Source organism: Guyparkeria hydrothermalis, assembly GCF_023555375.1.
In the GTDB taxonomy this organism is placed as follows: Bacteria; Pseudomonadota; Gammaproteobacteria; order Halothiobacillales; family Halothiobacillaceae; genus Guyparkeria; species Guyparkeria hydrothermalis.
Genome location: NZ_JAJSEE010000001.1, coordinates 494,773 through 510,810 on the forward strand (window position 1 = coordinate 494,773; position 16,038 = coordinate 510,810).

The 16,038-nt window shown below is 68.6% G+C and carries 9 protein-coding genes; 2 read left to right on the forward strand and 7 right to left on the reverse strand.

The genetic code is table 11. The features are described 5' to 3' along the window. Positions 1 to 110 precede the first annotated feature (110 nt). The 4 genes from dnaQ to LV475_RS02195 all read right to left on the reverse strand — a co-directional run bounded on the left by dnaQ (position 111) and on the right by LV475_RS02195 (position 6,306). Complete coding sequence (dnaQ, locus tag LV475_RS02180; protein ID WP_197039295.1) at positions 111 to 818, reverse strand: DNA polymerase III subunit epsilon; 708 nt, start codon at positions 816 to 818, stop codon at positions 111 to 113. 2 nt (positions 819 to 820) lie between these two features. Continuing rightward, positions 821 to 1,291 (reverse strand): YaiI/YqxD family protein, encoded by a 471-nt coding sequence (locus LV475_RS02185; RefSeq protein WP_136866257.1) that lies wholly within the window; start codon positions 1,289 to 1,291, stop codon positions 821 to 823. A gap of 762 nt (positions 1,292 to 2,053) precedes the next feature. Continuing rightward, entirely contained in the window at positions 2,054 to 5,164 is a 3,111-nt protein-coding gene (locus LV475_RS02190; protein WP_136866256.1) for an efflux RND transporter permease subunit, read from the reverse strand. Further along, entirely contained in the window at positions 5,161 to 6,306 is a 1,146-nt protein-coding gene (locus LV475_RS02195; protein ID WP_136866255.1) for an efflux RND transporter periplasmic adaptor subunit, read from the reverse strand. The genes LV475_RS02190 and LV475_RS02195 overlap by 4 nt, the downstream gene beginning before the upstream one ends. A 133-nt stretch (positions 6,307 to 6,439) precedes the next feature. Between LV475_RS02195 and LV475_RS02200 the strand changes: the two genes are divergently transcribed. Next, positions 6,440 to 7,615 carry a BaiN/RdsA family NAD(P)/FAD-dependent oxidoreductase gene (locus LV475_RS02200; protein ID WP_211238774.1) on the forward strand — a complete coding sequence of 392 codons (1,176 nt, stop codon included), beginning with the start codon at positions 6,440 to 6,442 and terminating at the stop codon, positions 7,613 to 7,615. Between the two features lie 54 nt (positions 7,616 to 7,669). After that, on the forward strand, positions 7,670 to 8,950 hold the full coding sequence (locus tag LV475_RS02205; RefSeq protein WP_136866253.1) for an MgtC/SapB family protein: 1,281 nt from the start codon (positions 7,670 to 7,672) through the stop codon (positions 8,948 to 8,950). On the opposite strand, the gene LV475_RS02210 is transcribed toward LV475_RS02205, so the two are convergent. From LV475_RS02210 to LV475_RS02220, 3 genes are all read right to left on the reverse strand, one after another. Then, positions 8,951 to 12,079, reverse strand: a complete 3,129-nt coding sequence (locus LV475_RS02210; RefSeq protein ID WP_250105690.1) for an efflux RND transporter permease subunit — start codon at positions 12,077 to 12,079, stop codon at positions 8,951 to 8,953. Continuing rightward, entirely contained in the window at positions 12,076 to 13,161 is a 1,086-nt protein-coding gene (locus LV475_RS02215) for an efflux RND transporter periplasmic adaptor subunit (protein ID WP_136866251.1), read from the reverse strand. Before LV475_RS02215 ends, LV475_RS02210 begins: the two co-directional genes overlap by 4 nt. Positions 13,162 to 13,253: 92 nt before the next feature. Next, positions 13,254 to 15,962 carry an HAD-IC family P-type ATPase gene (locus LV475_RS02220; protein ID WP_250105691.1) on the reverse strand — a complete coding sequence of 903 codons (2,709 nt, stop codon included), beginning with the start codon at positions 15,960 to 15,962 and terminating at the stop codon, positions 13,254 to 13,256. Positions 15,963 to 16,038: the final 76 nt, after the last annotated feature.

Consider the following 16,038-nt stretch of genomic DNA (forward strand, 5'->3'; position numbering starts at 1 on the left):
CGCGAATGGTAGCAAGGAAGTACCCGTCCCGACGAACCGATATGTTCACGCATACCATTCGCCTGATTCAAGTCGAACGGTGACACGCGACGCGGCCGCGTCGGGGGTCGTCAGGAGGAAAGGCGCGGCCAGGCGAACCCCTCGTCGGTCTGCTGCAATCGTTCGACCCACTCGGCATGGGCCGCGGCGGCCTCCGCCTCGGGCTCGATCACGCGCAGGCGCGGCCGGTCGGCGCGGATGGTGCCGAGGGCGGCCTGCGCCCCCGTTGCCGTCTCGGCGGGGTTGTCGAAGGAGAGATCCCATTGCCCGCCGGTCAGCGCGAGGTACACGTCGGCAAGGATCTCCGAGTCCAGGAGCGCGCCGTGCAGCGTGCGCTCGGAGTTGTCGATCTGGTAACGACGGCACAGGGCATCGAGGCTGTTGCGCTGACCGGGGTGCTTGTCGCGGGCGATCGCCAGGGAGTCCGTGACCAGGTCGACGTGCTCGGACAATGGCGGGTAGCCGGCGCGCTTGAGCTCGGCATCGAGAAAGCCGACGTCGAACGCCGCGTTGTGAATGATCAGCTCCGCGCCGCGGACGTAGTCGAGGAATTCGTCGACGATCTCATGGAAACGCGGTTTGTTTTCCAGGAAGTCGTTCGACAGGCCGTGGACCGCGAACGCCCCCGCGTCCACCGCCCGCTCCGGGTTGAGGTACTGGTGGTAGTTGCGGTGCGTCAGACGGCGCTCGACCAGCTCGACCGCGCCGATCTCGATCAGCCGGTGGCCCTCCTCGACCGGCATGCCGGTGGTCTCGGTATCCAGAACGATCTGTCGCAGGGTCATGCCTTGTTCTCGCCTTGTGCTCGTTGGTACTGGTTCAGCCAGCGCTCGAGCGCGCCGGCGAAGGCCTGCTTGTCCTTGGGCCCCAGCGGCGGCGGCCCGCCGGTGGCCACCCCGCTCTCGCGCAGGGTCTGCATGAACTCGCGCTGGACCTGCCGGCCGCGGATCGACTCGGCGGAAAACGCCTCGCCGCGCGGGCCGATCACCGCCACGCCCTTGGCCAGCGCGTCGGCGGCCAGCTCGATGTCCGCCGAGATCACCAGATCGCCGGGCGAGGCTGCCTCGACGATGGCATTGTCCGCGACATCGAAGCCCGGTGCCACCTGCATGAAGCGCACGCGCCTCGAGCGCGGCACGGCGATGGGGTGATTGGCCACCAGCACCACGTCCACGCCGACGCGATCGGCGGCGCGGAAGAGCATCTGCTTGATGGGGACGGGGCAGGCGTCGGCGTCGACCCAGATGGTCATGCGCAGTTTCCGTGATGTGACGAGGTGAGGAGTTTCGCATGCCGGGTGCGTGGCACCGAACCGGTAAGCGACCGGTGGGGTGTGTTTCGCACGCCGTTTACGCTCAGCAGCTTGAATTGGCCGCCGTGCCCGGCGCGCGAACCCCTTTTCTTGCTTGCCCAAGAAAAGGGGCGAAAAGAAGGGCACCCCGGCGTCCTGGCCCTGCGGGCCTTCGAGCCCGGACGGTGTCCGGACTCGAAGCCTCACGACTGGCGGCCGGCTTCGGGGCCGGCTCGACGTGACCTCCTGTCACGGCGAGCCTCGGAGCGACGTCCCTGTCGCTCCGCCCCCGAGCCACCCACCAGCCGTGAGGCAGGACACAAGGGGGACGTCGTTCCCGACCATCCGGCGGCGTGATTCAACTTCTCAAGGCAACCCAAACGCCAGGATCTGGTGCTTAAAGTGCGATCGAAGGTTCAAATCCCCTTGTGCCTTGCCTCGCGAGCGAGGGGTTGCAGGGTCGGGCTCGCATGGACGCGAGCCCGAGGTTCGCCGCGACAGGACGTCGCGTCGAACCGACCCGTCCGCAATCCCTCGTTCGCGAGGCTGATCGTCGCGGATGCAATCCGCGGCGATCAGGCCCGGAGGGCCAAGGCATCGGGGTGTCTTCTTTTCGTCGGTTTTCTTGGACAAGCAAGAAAATCGACTCGCACGCCGCGCACGGCGATCAGTCCGTGCCACTCCGCACACTTGGCGTGCGAAACCCCATCCCAATCACAATACTCAGACCACCGAATCCTCCGACATCTCGCGCTCGAGTCGCCGCCCCACATCCCCCGGCGACCCCGTCCGCCGCGCCAAGAGATCGTAGGCCACCGGCACGACGAACAGCGTCAGCACGGTCGCCAGCGCCACCCCGGCGAATATCACCGTCCCGATCACCAACCGCGTCTCCGCCCCGGCACCCGACGAGACGATCAGCGGGATGGCACCGGCCATGGTGGTCACCGCCGTCATCAGGATCGGGCGCAAGCGCGTGACCGCAGCCTCTTCGAGCGCCTCGGCGAAGGCGCGGCCGCCGTCGCGCAGCTGGTTGGCGAACTCGACGATCAGGATGCCGTTCTTCGCCGCCAGCCCCACCAGCATCACCAGCCCGACCTGGCTGTAGATATTCAGCGACAGACCGGTCAGATGCAGCCCCAGCAGCGCGCCGAGGATCGCCAGCGGCACGGTCAGCATGATCACGAACGGATGGACCAGGCTCTCGAACTGTGCGGCGAGCACCAGGAACACCACCAGGGCACCGAGTACCAGCATGAACACGGTCGCCCCGCCCGCCTCGCGGTAGTCGCGTGACTGGCCCTTGACGTCGGTCTGGGCCTCGGGCGGCAGGATCTCGTCGACCGTGTCCTCGAGGTAGGTCAACGCCTCGCCCAGCGGGTAGCCATCGGCCAGGTCGGCCTCGATCGTGATCGAGCGCACCCGGTTGAAGCGGTTGAGGGTCGCCGGACCGGCGAAGTCCGTCAGGGTCACCAGGCTGCCCAGGGGAATCAGCTCGCCGCTGCTCGCCGAGCGCACGTAGATGTTGTCGATCGCCCGCGGGCTGCGCTGGTTCTCGCGTTCGCCCTCGAGGATGACGTCGTACTCCTCGCCGTCATCGACGTAGCGCGTCACCGTGCGCCCGCCCAGCAGGGTTTCCAGCGTGCGGCCGATCTCGGTGATCGTCACGCCCAGGTCGGCGGCCCGGTCGTAGTCGATCTCGATCTTGAGCTGCGGCTGGGTTTCCTTGTAGTCGGAGTCCAGTCCGGTCAGGCGCGGATTGTCGTCGCGGATATGGGCAAACAGCGTGTCGCGCCACTCGGCCAGTTCCTCGTACTCGCCGCCACCAAGGACGAACTGCACGGGTTTCTGCACCTGCTGACCGAAGCCCTGGCGCATCACCGGGAAGGCGCGCACCCCGGGCAGGTCGGCGACCAGGGTGCGCACCTCGTCCATGATCGCCCAACCGGAACGACGATTGGCCCAGTCGTCCAGGATCACGATGCCGAAGCCGGTGTTGAAGTTCTCGATATTGCCCCAGCCACGCGGCGCGCGGATCAGGGCGCGCTCGACCTCGCCCGACTCGATCAGCGGCCCGAGCCGGGCCTCGATCTCGTCCATGTAGTCGAGCATGAAGTCGAAACTCGCCCCCTCGGGCCCGTTGACCACGATGAAGAACGCCCCGCGATCCTCTGACGGCGTGTATTCGCGTGGCAACTGGTCGGCCAGCCAGACGGTCCCGGCGACCGCGCCGAGAAACAGGATCACCACCAGCCAGCGCAGGCGCAGTGCGGCGCGCAGCAGCACACGGTAGCCGCGCCGACTGGCATCGAGCAGCGTCTGGACCAGGGCGGCCAGACGTCCGGACTGCTCGCGCTTGCCGAGGATCTTTGAGGCCATCATCGGGGTGAGCGTCAGGGCGAGAAAGCTCGAGATCACCACGGCCGCCGCGAGGGTCAGGGCGAACTCCGAGAACAGCCGCCCGATGTCGCCCTGGATGAAGGTCAGCGGCACAAACACCGCGATCAGCACCAGGGTGGTGGCCACCACGGCAAACCCGATCTGGCGAGTGCCGCGGAAGGCGGCGACCAGCGGGGTTTCCCCGTATTCCTGGATGCGGCGATTGACGTTCTCCAGCACGATGATCGCGTCATCGACGATCAGCCCGATCGCCAGCACCAGGGCCAGCAACGTGAGCAGGTTGATGGTGAACCCGAACAGATAGAGCGCGGCGAAGGTGCCGATCAGGGCGATGGGCACGGTGATCGCCGGGATCAGGGTGCTACGCAGGTTGCCCAGGAACAGGAAGATGGTCAGCACCACCAGCCCGATGGCGATGAACAGGGTCGAGACCACCTGGCGCACGGCGCTGTCGACGAACACCGAGGTGTCGTAGCTGAGATTGAGCGTCATCCCCTCGGGCAGCGTGTCGAGCAGGCGCTCGCGCTCGGCCTTGGCGCCGCGGGCGATCTCCAGCACGTTGGCCGTCGACTGCTTGATCATGCCGAGGCCGACACGCGGCACGCCGTTCTCGCGGAAGATGCTGCGGGTCTCGACCGCGCCCACCTCCACGCGGGCGACGTCGTCGAGCCGCACCAGGTGGCCGCCCTCGCCGCGCTTGATCACCAGGTCGCGAAAGTCGCCCGCCGTCTCGAAATTGCGCGGCAGGCGCACGATGAACTGGCGTTCGCGCGACTCGATCGACCCGGCCGGCAATTCCACGTTCTCGGCCCGCAACGCCGATTCGATGTCGCCGACCGCGAGCCCGTGAGCGGCCAGCGCCTGCCGGTCCAGCCAGACCCGCATCGAGTAGGTCTGGCTGCCCGAGACCCGCACCCGCGCCACCCCGGGCAGCACGGAGAAGCGATCGACCAGGTAGCGCTCGGCGTAGTCGGTCAGCTCGGCGATGGAATACTCCTCGCCGGACAGGCCCAACCAGAGCACCACCTCGCTGGAGGAGTCCGCCTTCTCGACCTCCGGTGGGTCGGCTTCCTCGGGCAGGTTGTCGAGCGCACCGTTGATGCGATCGCGCATGTCGTTGGCCGCGGCGTCCAGATCGCGCGACAGGGCGAATTCCACGGTGATCGACGAACGCCCGTCCTCGCTCGAGGAGGTGATCATCTCGATGCCCTCGACCCCGGCAATGCGGTCCTCGAGCACCTGGGTGATGCGGGTCTCGACCACGGAGGCCGAGGCACCGGGATAGCGGGTGTCGACGCTGACCACGGGCGGGTCGATATGCGGGTATTCCTGCAGGGGCAGGCGCTCGAGCGCGATCAGGCCGAAGGCGACCAGCAGCGCGGCCAGCACCCCGGCCAACACCGGCCGGCGAACGGATACGTCGGAGAGGATCACGGCTCGCCCCGCGGGCTTTCGAGCGTGTCGCGATGACGACGCAGGATCTCGCGGATCGGGTTGTCCTCGTCGGCCACGGCCAGCACGCGCACGGCATCGCCATCACGCACCTTCTGGATGCCGTGACGCACCAGCCGCTCGCCCGGCTCGAGCCCGCCGGTCACCTCGACCCAGCCCTCGCGGCGCTCGCCGATCTCGACTTCGCGGCGCTCGACGGTCATGGCGTCCCGGTCGATCACGAACAGGTACTGGTGCTCGCCCTGTGGCAGCAGCACCGATTCGGGCACGGCCACCACCTCACGGCGGTCGCGCTCGAGGATGGTCTGCATCAGTTGGCCGGGGCGCAGCGCGCCGTCGTCGTTGTCGATGCGCGCGCGCAGGGTGATGCTGCGCGTGGCCGGGTCGATGCGGTTGTCGATGCCCGTCACCCGACCGGAAAAACGCCGATCGGGGTAGGCATCGGTGCTTGCCGTGATGGTCTGGCCACGCGAGATGGCGCCGAGGTGGCGCGACGGCACCGTGAAATCCACGTCGACCACGTCGAGCTTGTCGAGCCGCACCAGCGCCGTGCCCGGAGAAACCAGCATGCCGGGGCTGATCTCGCGCAGCCCCACCACGCCGTCGAACGGGGCATGAATACGATGGGCGGCGAGCCGGGCCTGGGCCGCCTCGATCTCCGCCTGGGCCTGCTGGACCCGGGCACGGGCGTCCTCGAGCTCCGCACGGGCACCGAGGTTGCGCTCGGCGAGATCCCGGGCGCGCGCCAGCACGTTCCGCTGTTCGACCAGTCGGGCCTGGGCCGCCGCCAGCTCGGCCTGCTCCTCGAGATCCTCGAGGTGCACCAGCAGGTCGCCCTGCTCCACGCGCTGGCCATCATCGAAGTGCACCGCGCCGATGATCTCGGTGACCGTCGCCGACAGGGTCACCGACTCGTCGGCGCGCACCGTGCCCAGCGCCTCGAGCGGGTCCGACCAGGTCTGGCGCTCGGCATCCGAGGCGATCACGGCGGTGGCCGGGCGGTCGGCCTGGGCGTGGAGAGACGGCGGTGCCAGGACCACCAACAGCATGGAGAGCAGCGGCAGGAGTGGGCGAGTCGGGCTGGCGGCTGGACCGAGCCAACCAATCGGACGAAACAGTGACATGGGATTTCCACGGGACATGTAGGTGGCCGAATGCAGCGTTCAGCATAGTACGCATGCCGCCCCGAGGCGCGGCGTTCGCGACGGCATTGCTATGATGCGGTCCCATTCGAGCAAACGAGCGAACCGAGGCCCCATGCAGGTGGACGTGGTGATTGTTGGCGCCGGCGCGGCCGGACTGATGTGCGCGGCGACGGCGGGCTACCGCGGCCGCCGGGTGCTGGTGCTCGACCACGCCCGCAAGGCGGGGCAGAAGATCCTGATGTCCGGTGGCGGGCGCTGCAACTTCACCAACCTCAACAGCACCCCGAACCAGTTCCTCTCCGCCAACCCGCGCTTCTGCATTTCCGCGCTCAAGCGCTACCCGCCGCAGGCCTTCCTCGAGCTGGTCGAACGCCACGGCATCGAGCATGTGGAAAAGGCCGCCGGCCAGCTGTTCTGTGCCGGCAAGGCGAAGGAAATCGTCGACATGCTGCTCACCGAATGCGAGTGGGCCGGCGTGGAGGTGCGAATGAAAACGCCGGTCGAGGCGATCGAGGCCAGCGACGACGGTTACCACGTGGCTATCGATGGCGACACGATCACGAGCGAATCGCTGGTGATCGCGACCGGCGGACTCTCGATCCCGACCATGGGCGCGACCCCGTTCGGCTACGAGGTCGCCCGGCAGTTCGGCCTGACGATCCTGCCCACCCGCGCCGGGCTGGTGCCCTTCACCCTGCACCCCGATCTCAAGGAACGCCTCGCCCCGCTGGCCGGGATCAGCGTTCCCGTTGCGGCCACGGCCAACGGGATGCGTTTCGAGGAGCCGATGCTGTTCACCCACCGCGGCCTGTCCGGTCCGGCCATGCTGCAGATCTCGAGCTTCTGGCAACCCGGCGAGCCGCTGGTGATCGACCTGCTGCCCGGGCGGGACACGGCCGCGGATCTCGCCGAGCGGCGCGCGCATCGACCGCAGGGCACGGTGTTGCAGTACCTCGACGAACACCTGCCGCGACGCCTGAGTCGGGTGCTGTGCGACTGGCACGGCTGGTCGCGCCCGCTGCAGGAGTATTCCCGCGAGGATCTCGCGGCAGTCGCCGAGCGCTTGCATCGCTGGACCGTGCACCCCGCCGGCACCGAGGGCTACCGGACGGCCGAGGTCACCCTGGGCGGGGTCGATACCCGGGCATTGTCCTCGCAGACCATGGAAGCCCAGGGGCAACCGGGTCTATTCTTCATCGGCGAGGTGGTCGACGTGACCGGCCACCTCGGCGGGCACAATTTCCAATGGGCCTGGGCCTCGGGCGTCGCCGCCGGCCAGGCTGTCTGAACCGGGCAGCCTGATTCGGTGGTCTGACCCGCCCCACCCCGATCCGGAGCCGACATGGACAGTCTGACCTCACAGTTCCTGCAGGACAACCAGACGCTGGCACTGCTGGCCGTCGCCCTGCTGCTCGGCGCGCTGATCGGCCTGGAGCGCGGCTGGTCGACCCGCCAGCAGGAACCGGGCGAACGCATCGCCGGCATCCGCACCCACAGCCTGGTGGGGCTGTTGGGCGGGCTGGCCGCCCTGCTTTCCGAGACGCTGACCGGCTGGGCCTTCCCCACCCTGCTGATCGCCGTTGCCGCCATTGCGCTGGTTGCCTGGCGCACCCGCGCGCAGAGCGTGCGCAACTTCAGCATCACGGGCAGCATCGGCCTGCTGATCACCTTCTGCCTCGGGGCGATCGCCGTGGGCGTCGACGTGGTGATCGCCACCGCCGCGGCGGTGGTCACGGCGATGATCCTCGACAACAAGGACGAGATCCACGGCCTGCTGCACAAGCTCGAGGCGCGCGAACTGGACGCCGCCCTGAAGCTCCTGCTGATCAGCGTGGTGATGCTGCCGCTGCTGCCCAACGAGCCGCTGGGCCCGGGTGGTGCCCTCAATCCCTACCAGATCTGGTGGATGGTGGTGCTGATAGCCTCGATCTCGTTCGTCGGCTACTTCGCCATCCGCGTCGGCGGCGCCGAGAAGGGCATCCTGTTCACCAGCCTGTTCGCCGGTCTGAGTTCCTCGACCGCCCTGACCCTGCAGTTCGCCCGGCAATCGCAGCAGACGCCGGGGCTGGGACCGATGCTGGCCGTGGGCATCCTGATCGCCTGCGGCACCATGTTCCCGCGGGTGCTGCTGGTCGCCACCGCGGTCCATCCCCCGATCTTCTCGGCGCTACTCTGGCCGCTGCTGGTAATGACCGTGCTGATCGTCGTACCGGCGATCTGGATGTGGCGCCGCGCACGCAACATCGATGCGATCAAGCAGCCGGAGCTGACGCAGAACCCCCTCGACCTGACCTCGGCGCTGCTGTTCGGCGCCCTGCTCACGGCGATCATGCTCGCCGGCGAATGGCTGCGCGAGTGGCTGGGCAGCGCCGGCATCTTCCTGCTGGCCGCCTCGTCGGGCGTGGCCGATGTCGACGCGATCAACCTCTCCCTGACCCGCATGGCCCGCGAATCGATCACGCTCGAGACCGCCGTGATGGGCATCATCATCGCCTCGGCGGTCAACAACCTGGTCAAGACGGGCATCGCCGGGGCGATCGGCACCCGCCAGCTCGGCCTGCACGTCGCCGGGCCCATGATCCTCTCCGTGGCCGCCGGACTCGTGACCGCCTGGCTGATCTGATCAACCCGCCCCGAACCGCCTTCGATCCCACCAGGCCAGCATTGCCGGCGTGAACAGCAGGGTGAGCGGGGTGGCCACCAGCAGGCCACCGGCGATTGCCGTGGACAGTTGCACCCAGTACTGGGTCGAGGGCGCGCCGATGGAGAACTCGCGCCCGAAGACGTCGATGGTCAGGCCGAAGATCATCGGCATCAGCCCCAGTACCGTGGTGATGGTCGTCAGCAACACCGGACGCAGTCGCTGGGCACCGGTACGCAACGCGGCATCCACCGGCTCGATCCCGTCACGGCGCAGCTGGTTGTAGGTATCGATCAACACGATGTTGTTGTTGACCACCACCCCGGCCAGCGCGATCACGCCGATGCCGCTCATCACCACGGAGAACGGCTCGGCGCGCAGCAACAGCCCCAGCAGCACGCCGCTGGTGGAGAACACGATCGCGGTAAGCACCAGCAGGGCCTGGTAGACGCTGTTGAACTGGGTCACCAGGATCAGGACCATCAGCACGATCGCCGTCAGGAACGCCAGGGACAGAAACCGCCCCGCCTCGGCCTGGTCCTCCTGCTGACCCCGCACCGAGAGCTCGACGTTCTCGGGCATCGGGTGGGCGGCCAACCAGTCCTGCAGCGCCCGCATGCGCTCGTCGACCAGTTGCCCGGCAGCCACGTCGGCCTCGAGTGTCAGCGTGCGACGCCCGTCGACGCGGTGGATCACCCCGGTCTTCGGGGCGGGCACGAACTCGACGAAATTGCGCACCGGCACCAGGCCGGCCTGGGTAGGCACCCGCAGGTTCACCAGCTGGGCGAGGTTGCGCTCGTCGAAGGGAAAGCGCACCCGGATGTCGACCTCCTCGTCGGCATCCTCGGGGCGATAGCCACCCAGCGCCAGACCTCGGGTGAGCATCTGTACGGCCCGACCGAGCAGGTTGACGTCGGCGCCGAAACGGGCCGCCTCGCGATGATCCACCTCGATACGCATCTCGATGCCCGGCAACGGGCGGTTGTCCTCGACGTCGACGAACCCGCCCACCGCGGCCATGCCAAGACGCAGATGCTCGATCGCCTCCACCAGCGGCTCGACGCCGTTGCCGCCGTCCGTGGCGGATGCCTCGAGCACCACCGGCTTGCCGGCACTAGGGCCACCGGACTCGGTCAGGAACTGCAGCTTCACCCCGGGCAGATCGTCCAGTGCCTGGCGCAAGTCGGCGAGGATCTCGTCGGCCGGCCCGCGGCGTTGCCAATCGACAAGGTCCAACTGGATCACTCCGATCACGTCCTCGGCATAGTCCTGGGTGAGGCGTGTCTGCGGCGAGGCAATGCTGCGGGCATAGACGCTCTCGAAGGCCGGGTGATCGTACAGGCGTGCCTCGACCCGACGGACCATCTCGTCGACCTCCCAGACCGACAGGTCACCGCGCGCCTGGATCTGGACCTGGGCGAAGCTCGGTTCGACGTCCGGGAAGAAATCCACCCCGCGCCCCAGTTCGCCGTAGGCGACGTAGAGGGCGGCGGTGAACAGCGCTACCGCGGCCAATGTCTGGCCCGGGTAGGCCACGGCCCAGCGCAGCAGGCGGACGTACCAGGCCGTGCCGCCATCGAGTTCCTCGAATCGGCCCGCCTCGGCCGCCTGGATGTGGCGCACTTGTTCGGGGCGACTGGCCCCCTGCCCGCGCGAGAGGATCGCCGCGAGGACCGGGATGAATACCAGCGCCATGGCCAGCGACATCAGCAGGGTGACGATCACGGTGGCCGGCAGGTAGAACATGAACTCGCCCACCATCCCCGGCCAGAAGAGCATGGGGAAGAACACCGCCAGCGTGGTGGCCACCGAGGCGATGATCGGCCAGGCCATGCGCTGCGCTGCCGCCAGGTAGGCGCCCTTGCCGCGATCTTCGGCCAGGTACCGGTCGGCCTGCTCGATCACCACGATCGCCCCGTCGACCAGCATGCCCACCACCAGGATCAGGGCGAACAGCACCACGATATTGAGGGTGAAGCCCATCAGGTACAGGACCAGCACCCCACCGAGGAAGGCACCGGGAATGGCCAGCCCCACCAGCCAGGACGAACGCCCGCCCAGCGCAAAGACGATGGTGAGCATCACCAGCAGGATGGCGGTGAGGACGTTGTTCTCCAGATCGCCGAGCAGGTCGTCGATCTCCTCGGCGCTGTCCTGCAGGTAGCGCACCTGGATGCCGCCCGGCCAGTCGGCCTGCTCGGCCTCGATCACCTCGCGGGCCGCGGCGACGGTCTCGAGGATGTTCGCCCCGGCCCGCTTGCGTATCTCCAGCGACACGGCCGGCTCACCGTCGATCCGGGCAAATCCCTCCGGGTCCTTGAAGGTGCGCCGCGCCTCGGCGACCTCGTCGAAGGTCACCACGGTGCCCTCGTGCGAGATCACCGGCAGCTCGAGCACGTCGCTGACCGATTCGATCACCCCGGGCACCTTGATGTTCAGCCGCCCGGCCCCGGAATCGAGCGCCCCCGCCGCCACCAGCTGGTTGTTGCGCTCGATCGCGGCGACCAGGTCGTTGAACGGCAGGCGGTAGGTCTCCAGCGTGCGCGGGTCGACCAGCACCTCGAGCAGGTCCTCGCGATCGCCGCCGATCTCGACCTCGAGCACGCCGGGTAGCGCCTCGATCCGGTCGCGCAACTCGCGGGCGCGCTGCACCAACGTTCGCTCGGGTGCCGAGCCGGACAAGGTGGCGATCAGCACCGGGAACATCGACAGGTCGACCTCGGTGACCACCGGCTCCTCGACGCCCGGGGGGAGCTCGGGCCGCACCAGGTCCACCTCCTCGCGCACGTCGGCCAGCGCGCGACGGTTGTCGTAGCCGGGATCGAAATCGAGCCGGACCAGGGCAAAGCCCTCCCCGGCACTGGCCTGCATCTCGTCGAGTCCCTCCAGCCCCGCCAGCTCGCGTTCCAGCGGCCGGACCAGCAACCGCTCGCTGTCCTCGGGCGAGATACCCGGGTAGGCGACCGTGACGAAGAAGATCGGTACGTCGACGTCGGGCGCGGCCTCCTTGGCGATCTGGACGTAGGCCGTCCCGCCGGCGGCCAACAGCGCCAGCAGGACCAGCAGTACGCTGCGCGAGCGGGAGAACAACGCGGCAAGCAATCCGTTCACCGCTCACCCTCCGCCGTGGGCACCACCTCGATGACATCGCCGTCACGCACGAAGCCCTGGCCCAGCGAAATCAGGCGGACCGTGTCGTCCAGGCCGGTCACCCAGACCTGCTCGGCATCGGCGCGGATCGGCGTGACCGGCACGAAGCGGGCCTCGAGTTCATCCGCCGCTCCGTCCACGGCGATCTTGACGCCCAGTTCGCCCGACTCGCTCTGCGAGATCAGCGCCGGAGAAATGGCATGCGCACGCACCTCCTCGACGGGAATCTCGACCGTGACGCTGGTGCCCGACGGCAGGTTGCGGTCGGGGTTGGCCACCTCCACCCGCGCCCGGAAGGTCCGTGTCTCGTCTTCGGCGACGGTCGAGACGTAACGCACCGTACCCTCCCGAACCTGGCCATCCAGGAAGGTCACCCGGGCGGCCTGTCCTTCCTCGACCTCGTGGATACGGTGCTGCGGGATGCGCACCACGGCGCGCAGGGGGTTGTTCTCGACGATCTCGGCGACCGGTTCGCCCGCCGCGACCACGTCGCCGACTCGGGCGATCTGCCGATTGAGCACCCCGGCGATCGGGGTCGGGATTGCCGTGTGTTCGATATCGAGCTCGATGGCGGCCACCCGCGCCCGCGCGGCCTCGAGTTCGGCACGGGCGCGCTCGGCGGCCAGCCGCGCCTGAAAGCCCTGGTCGGCCAGTCGGCTCGCCGCATCGTAATCACCCTGGGCACGCCGTTCGGCGGCCTTGGCCTCGCTCAACCGCGCGGGACGATCATCCAGCGTCAACCGCGCGAGCAATTGGTCGGCCTCGACTACCGCGCCTTCCTCCACCGGAGTCTCGGCGACCTCGCCGCCCGTCTTGGCCCGCACTCGAACCACCTGCTCGGGTTCGGCCTGCCCCTGGAGTTGCAATACCCGCTCGACCGACTCGGCATGACTGCCGGTAAGGCCGACCTTCACCGTGGTGCTGCGCTCGGGCGTGTCGACCTCACCGCCGTTGTCATCGCCGCTCAACACCCAGCCAAACAGCAATAGGGCAAGCAGCAGGAGGACCAATCGGCCCACGTTGCGCGATAACCAAGACCTCATCGAAAATCATTCCTGTCAGTGGCGGTATATCACTGGCTACGCCGAGGCGCAGACAATCCCACGCCCATGGTAGCAATTCCCGCGACGGGCGCTCAGCCCACCCCGCCGACAATGTGACGGGTGACGGCCTTGTAGACCTCCATCAGGGCGAACGAGGCCACCCCGACCGCGAGGATCAACAGGCCGTCGGCCAGCGGCACGGCCTCGGTGGCGAACACCCCCTGCATGGCCGGCAGGTAGGTCACCAGCAACTGCGCGAGCGTGACGACGATCACCGCCAGCCAGACGGGACGCGTGCCGCGAATCAGGTCGAGGCTGAGCGACGAGCCGTGCAGGTTGCGGATGAAGAACAGCTGGAAGATCTCGAGCACCACCAGGGTGTTCATCGCCATGGTGCGGGCCAGTTCCAGGGAATATCCCTGCGCGATCGCGTGGTGGTAGACGCCGAAGACCGCCGCGAGAAAGACCAGCGCCACCAGCGCGATGTAGATCAGCCAGCCGCCGGTGAGGACCGGCTCGTTGCGCGGTCGTGGCGGGCGATTCATCACGCTCGATTCGCTGGGCTCGAAGGCGAGCGCCAGCCCCAGCGTGGTCGCGGTGACCAGGTTGATCCACAGGATCTGGATGGGTGTTACCGGCAGGGTCAGGCCGGCCAGCAGGGCCACGATGATGGTCAGCGCCTCGCCGGCATTGGTCGGCAGGGTCCAGCTGATCACCTTCTTGATGTTGTCGTAGACGGTCCGGCCCTCGCGGACGGCCGCCACGATCGATGCGAAGTTGTCGTCGACCAGCACCAGGTCGGCGGCCTCCTTGGCCGCCTCGCTGCCCTTGCGCCCCATGGCAATCCCGGCATCGGCGCGCTTGAGCGCCGGGGCATCGTTCACCCCGTCGCCGGTCATCGCGACGCTCTGGCCGAGCGACTGCAGGGCCTCGACCAGGCGCAGCTTGTGCTCGGGGCTGGTGCGTGCGAACACGTCGACGTCGGTGACGCGTTCGATCAGCTCGGCGTCCGAGAGGTGCTCGATCTCCGCGCCGGTCAGCGAGCGATCCGGTCGCGCCAGACCGACCCGGGCGGCGATCGCGCGGGCCGTGCCGGCGTGATCGCCGGTGATCATCTTGACGCGAATGCCCGCCCGCCGGCATTCGGCCACCGCCTCGATCGCCTCTGGCCGCGGCGGGTCGGACAGCCCCACCAGCCCCAGCAGGATCAGCCCATCGCCCACCTCGGACCGCTCGAGCACGGTCTGCGACGGCTCGACCGGGCGCCAGGCCAGGGCCAGGACCCGCTGGCCTTCGCCGGCCAGCGCCTCGGCCCGCTCGGCCCAGAATGCCCGGTCCAACGGCTCGGTCTCGTCCCCGTCGGCGGCCTGCCGATCGCACATCGCCAGCACCGCCTCGGGGGCGCCCTTGACCGAGATGGCCGCATGGCCCTCGTGATCGTGGTCGAGGGTGGCCATGAAGCGGTGCGCCGCGTCGAAGGGGATCGCGTCGTTGCGCCGCCAGCGCGCCCGTTCCTCCCGCAGATCCAGGCCGGCCCGCCCGGCCATCGCCAGCAGGGCCCCTTCCATGGGATCGCCCTCGACCCGCCAGTTGCCCTCGTCGCTGCGCAGGTGGGCGTCGTTGCACAACAGCGCCGTGCGCGCGAGTCGGTCGAATGACGCCGGCGTCGACGGCCCGGCCGGCTGGCCGTCGAGGAACACCTCGCCGCTGGTCGAATACCCCTCGCCGGTGATCGTCAGGGTTGCCGCGGCGAGCGCCACCTCGGAGACCGCCATCTCGTTGCGGGTCAGCGTGCCGGTCTTGTCGGTACAGATCACGGAGACCGAGCCGATGGTCTCGATGGCCGGCAGGCGCCGGACGATCGCCTGCCGGCGGGCCATCGCCTGCACGCCGACGGCCAGGGTGATGGTCAGTACGGCCGGCAGGCCTTCGGGGATGGCCGCGACCGACAATCCGACCACGACCATGAAGGTCTCCTCGAATGCCATTCCCCGCCACCAGACGCCCAGCGCGAGAATCAGACCGGCGCCCAGGAGAATCACGGCCGTCAGCCAGCGACCGAAGCGGTTCATCTGTTCGAGCAATGGCGTGGTCAGGGTCTGCACGCCCGCGATCAGCCCGGAGATCCGGCCCAGCTCGGTGTGGGTACCGGTGGCGGTGACCACGCCGCGGGCCGCGCCACGGGTCACCAGGGTGCCGCTGTAGGCCATCGAGCGGCGGTCGCCCAGCTGGGTGTCGGCCTCGACCGCCTCGGCCGCCTTTTCCTCGGCAAGCGATTCGCCGGTCAATACCGCCTCGTCGACGTGCAGGTCGTGGACCTCGAGCAGGCGCAGGTCGGCCGGCACCCGGTCACCCGCCTCCAGCAGCACGATGTCGCCCGGCACCAGCTCATCGCCCGGAATCGCCTGGCGCTGGCCGTCACGCACCACGGCCGCCTTGAGGGCCAGCATGTGACGGATGGCGTCCATCGCCTGCTCCGCGCGGCCTTCCTGGATGAAACCGATCAGCGCGTTGGCCAGCACCACCGCCAGGATGACGGCGGTGTCGATGCCGTGTCCCAGCAGGGCCGTCACGGCGGCCGCGCCCAGCAGGACGTAGATGAGGATGTTGTGGAACTGGCGCAGCAGGCGTCGCCAGGCAGGCGGGCGCGGGGCCTCGGGCAGGCGATTGGCGCCGAAGCGCTCGCGGCGCCCGGTGACCTCGGCGGCGGTCAGGCCGTCGGGACGAGTCTCAAGCCCTGCCAACACCGCATCGGGCGACTCGGCATGCCATGACTGGCTCGATCGGGACTCCTCGCTCATTGCCGCCCTCCTTCGCTCCGTGAACCACCCACCCGAGGGGAAACCCCCAGTAGAGTATTACCCCGATCGCCCATGA

What these genes read in the sequence shown, in the direction of transcription:
- LV475_RS02185 (WP_136866257.1), bottom strand. Translation starts at nt 1,291, where the DNA reads ATGACCATCTGGGTCGACGCCGACGCCTGCCCCGTCCCCATCAAGCAG.
- LV475_RS02195 (WP_136866255.1), bottom strand. Translation starts at nt 6,306, where the DNA reads ATGTCACTGTTTCGTCCGATTGGTTGGCTCGGTCCAGCCGCCAGCCCG.
- LV475_RS02200 (WP_211238774.1), top strand. Translation starts at nt 6,440, where the DNA reads ATGCAGGTGGACGTGGTGATTGTTGGCGCCGGCGCGGCCGGACTGATG.
- LV475_RS02205 (WP_136866253.1), top strand. Translation starts at nt 7,670, where the DNA reads ATGGACAGTCTGACCTCACAGTTCCTGCAGGACAACCAGACGCTGGCA.
- LV475_RS02215 (WP_136866251.1), bottom strand. Translation starts at nt 13,161, where the DNA reads ATGAGGTCTTGGTTATCGCGCAACGTGGGCCGATTGGTCCTCCTGCTG.
- LV475_RS02220 (WP_250105691.1), bottom strand. Translation starts at nt 15,962, where the DNA reads ATGAGCGAGGAGTCCCGATCGAGCCAGTCATGGCATGCCGAGTCGCCC.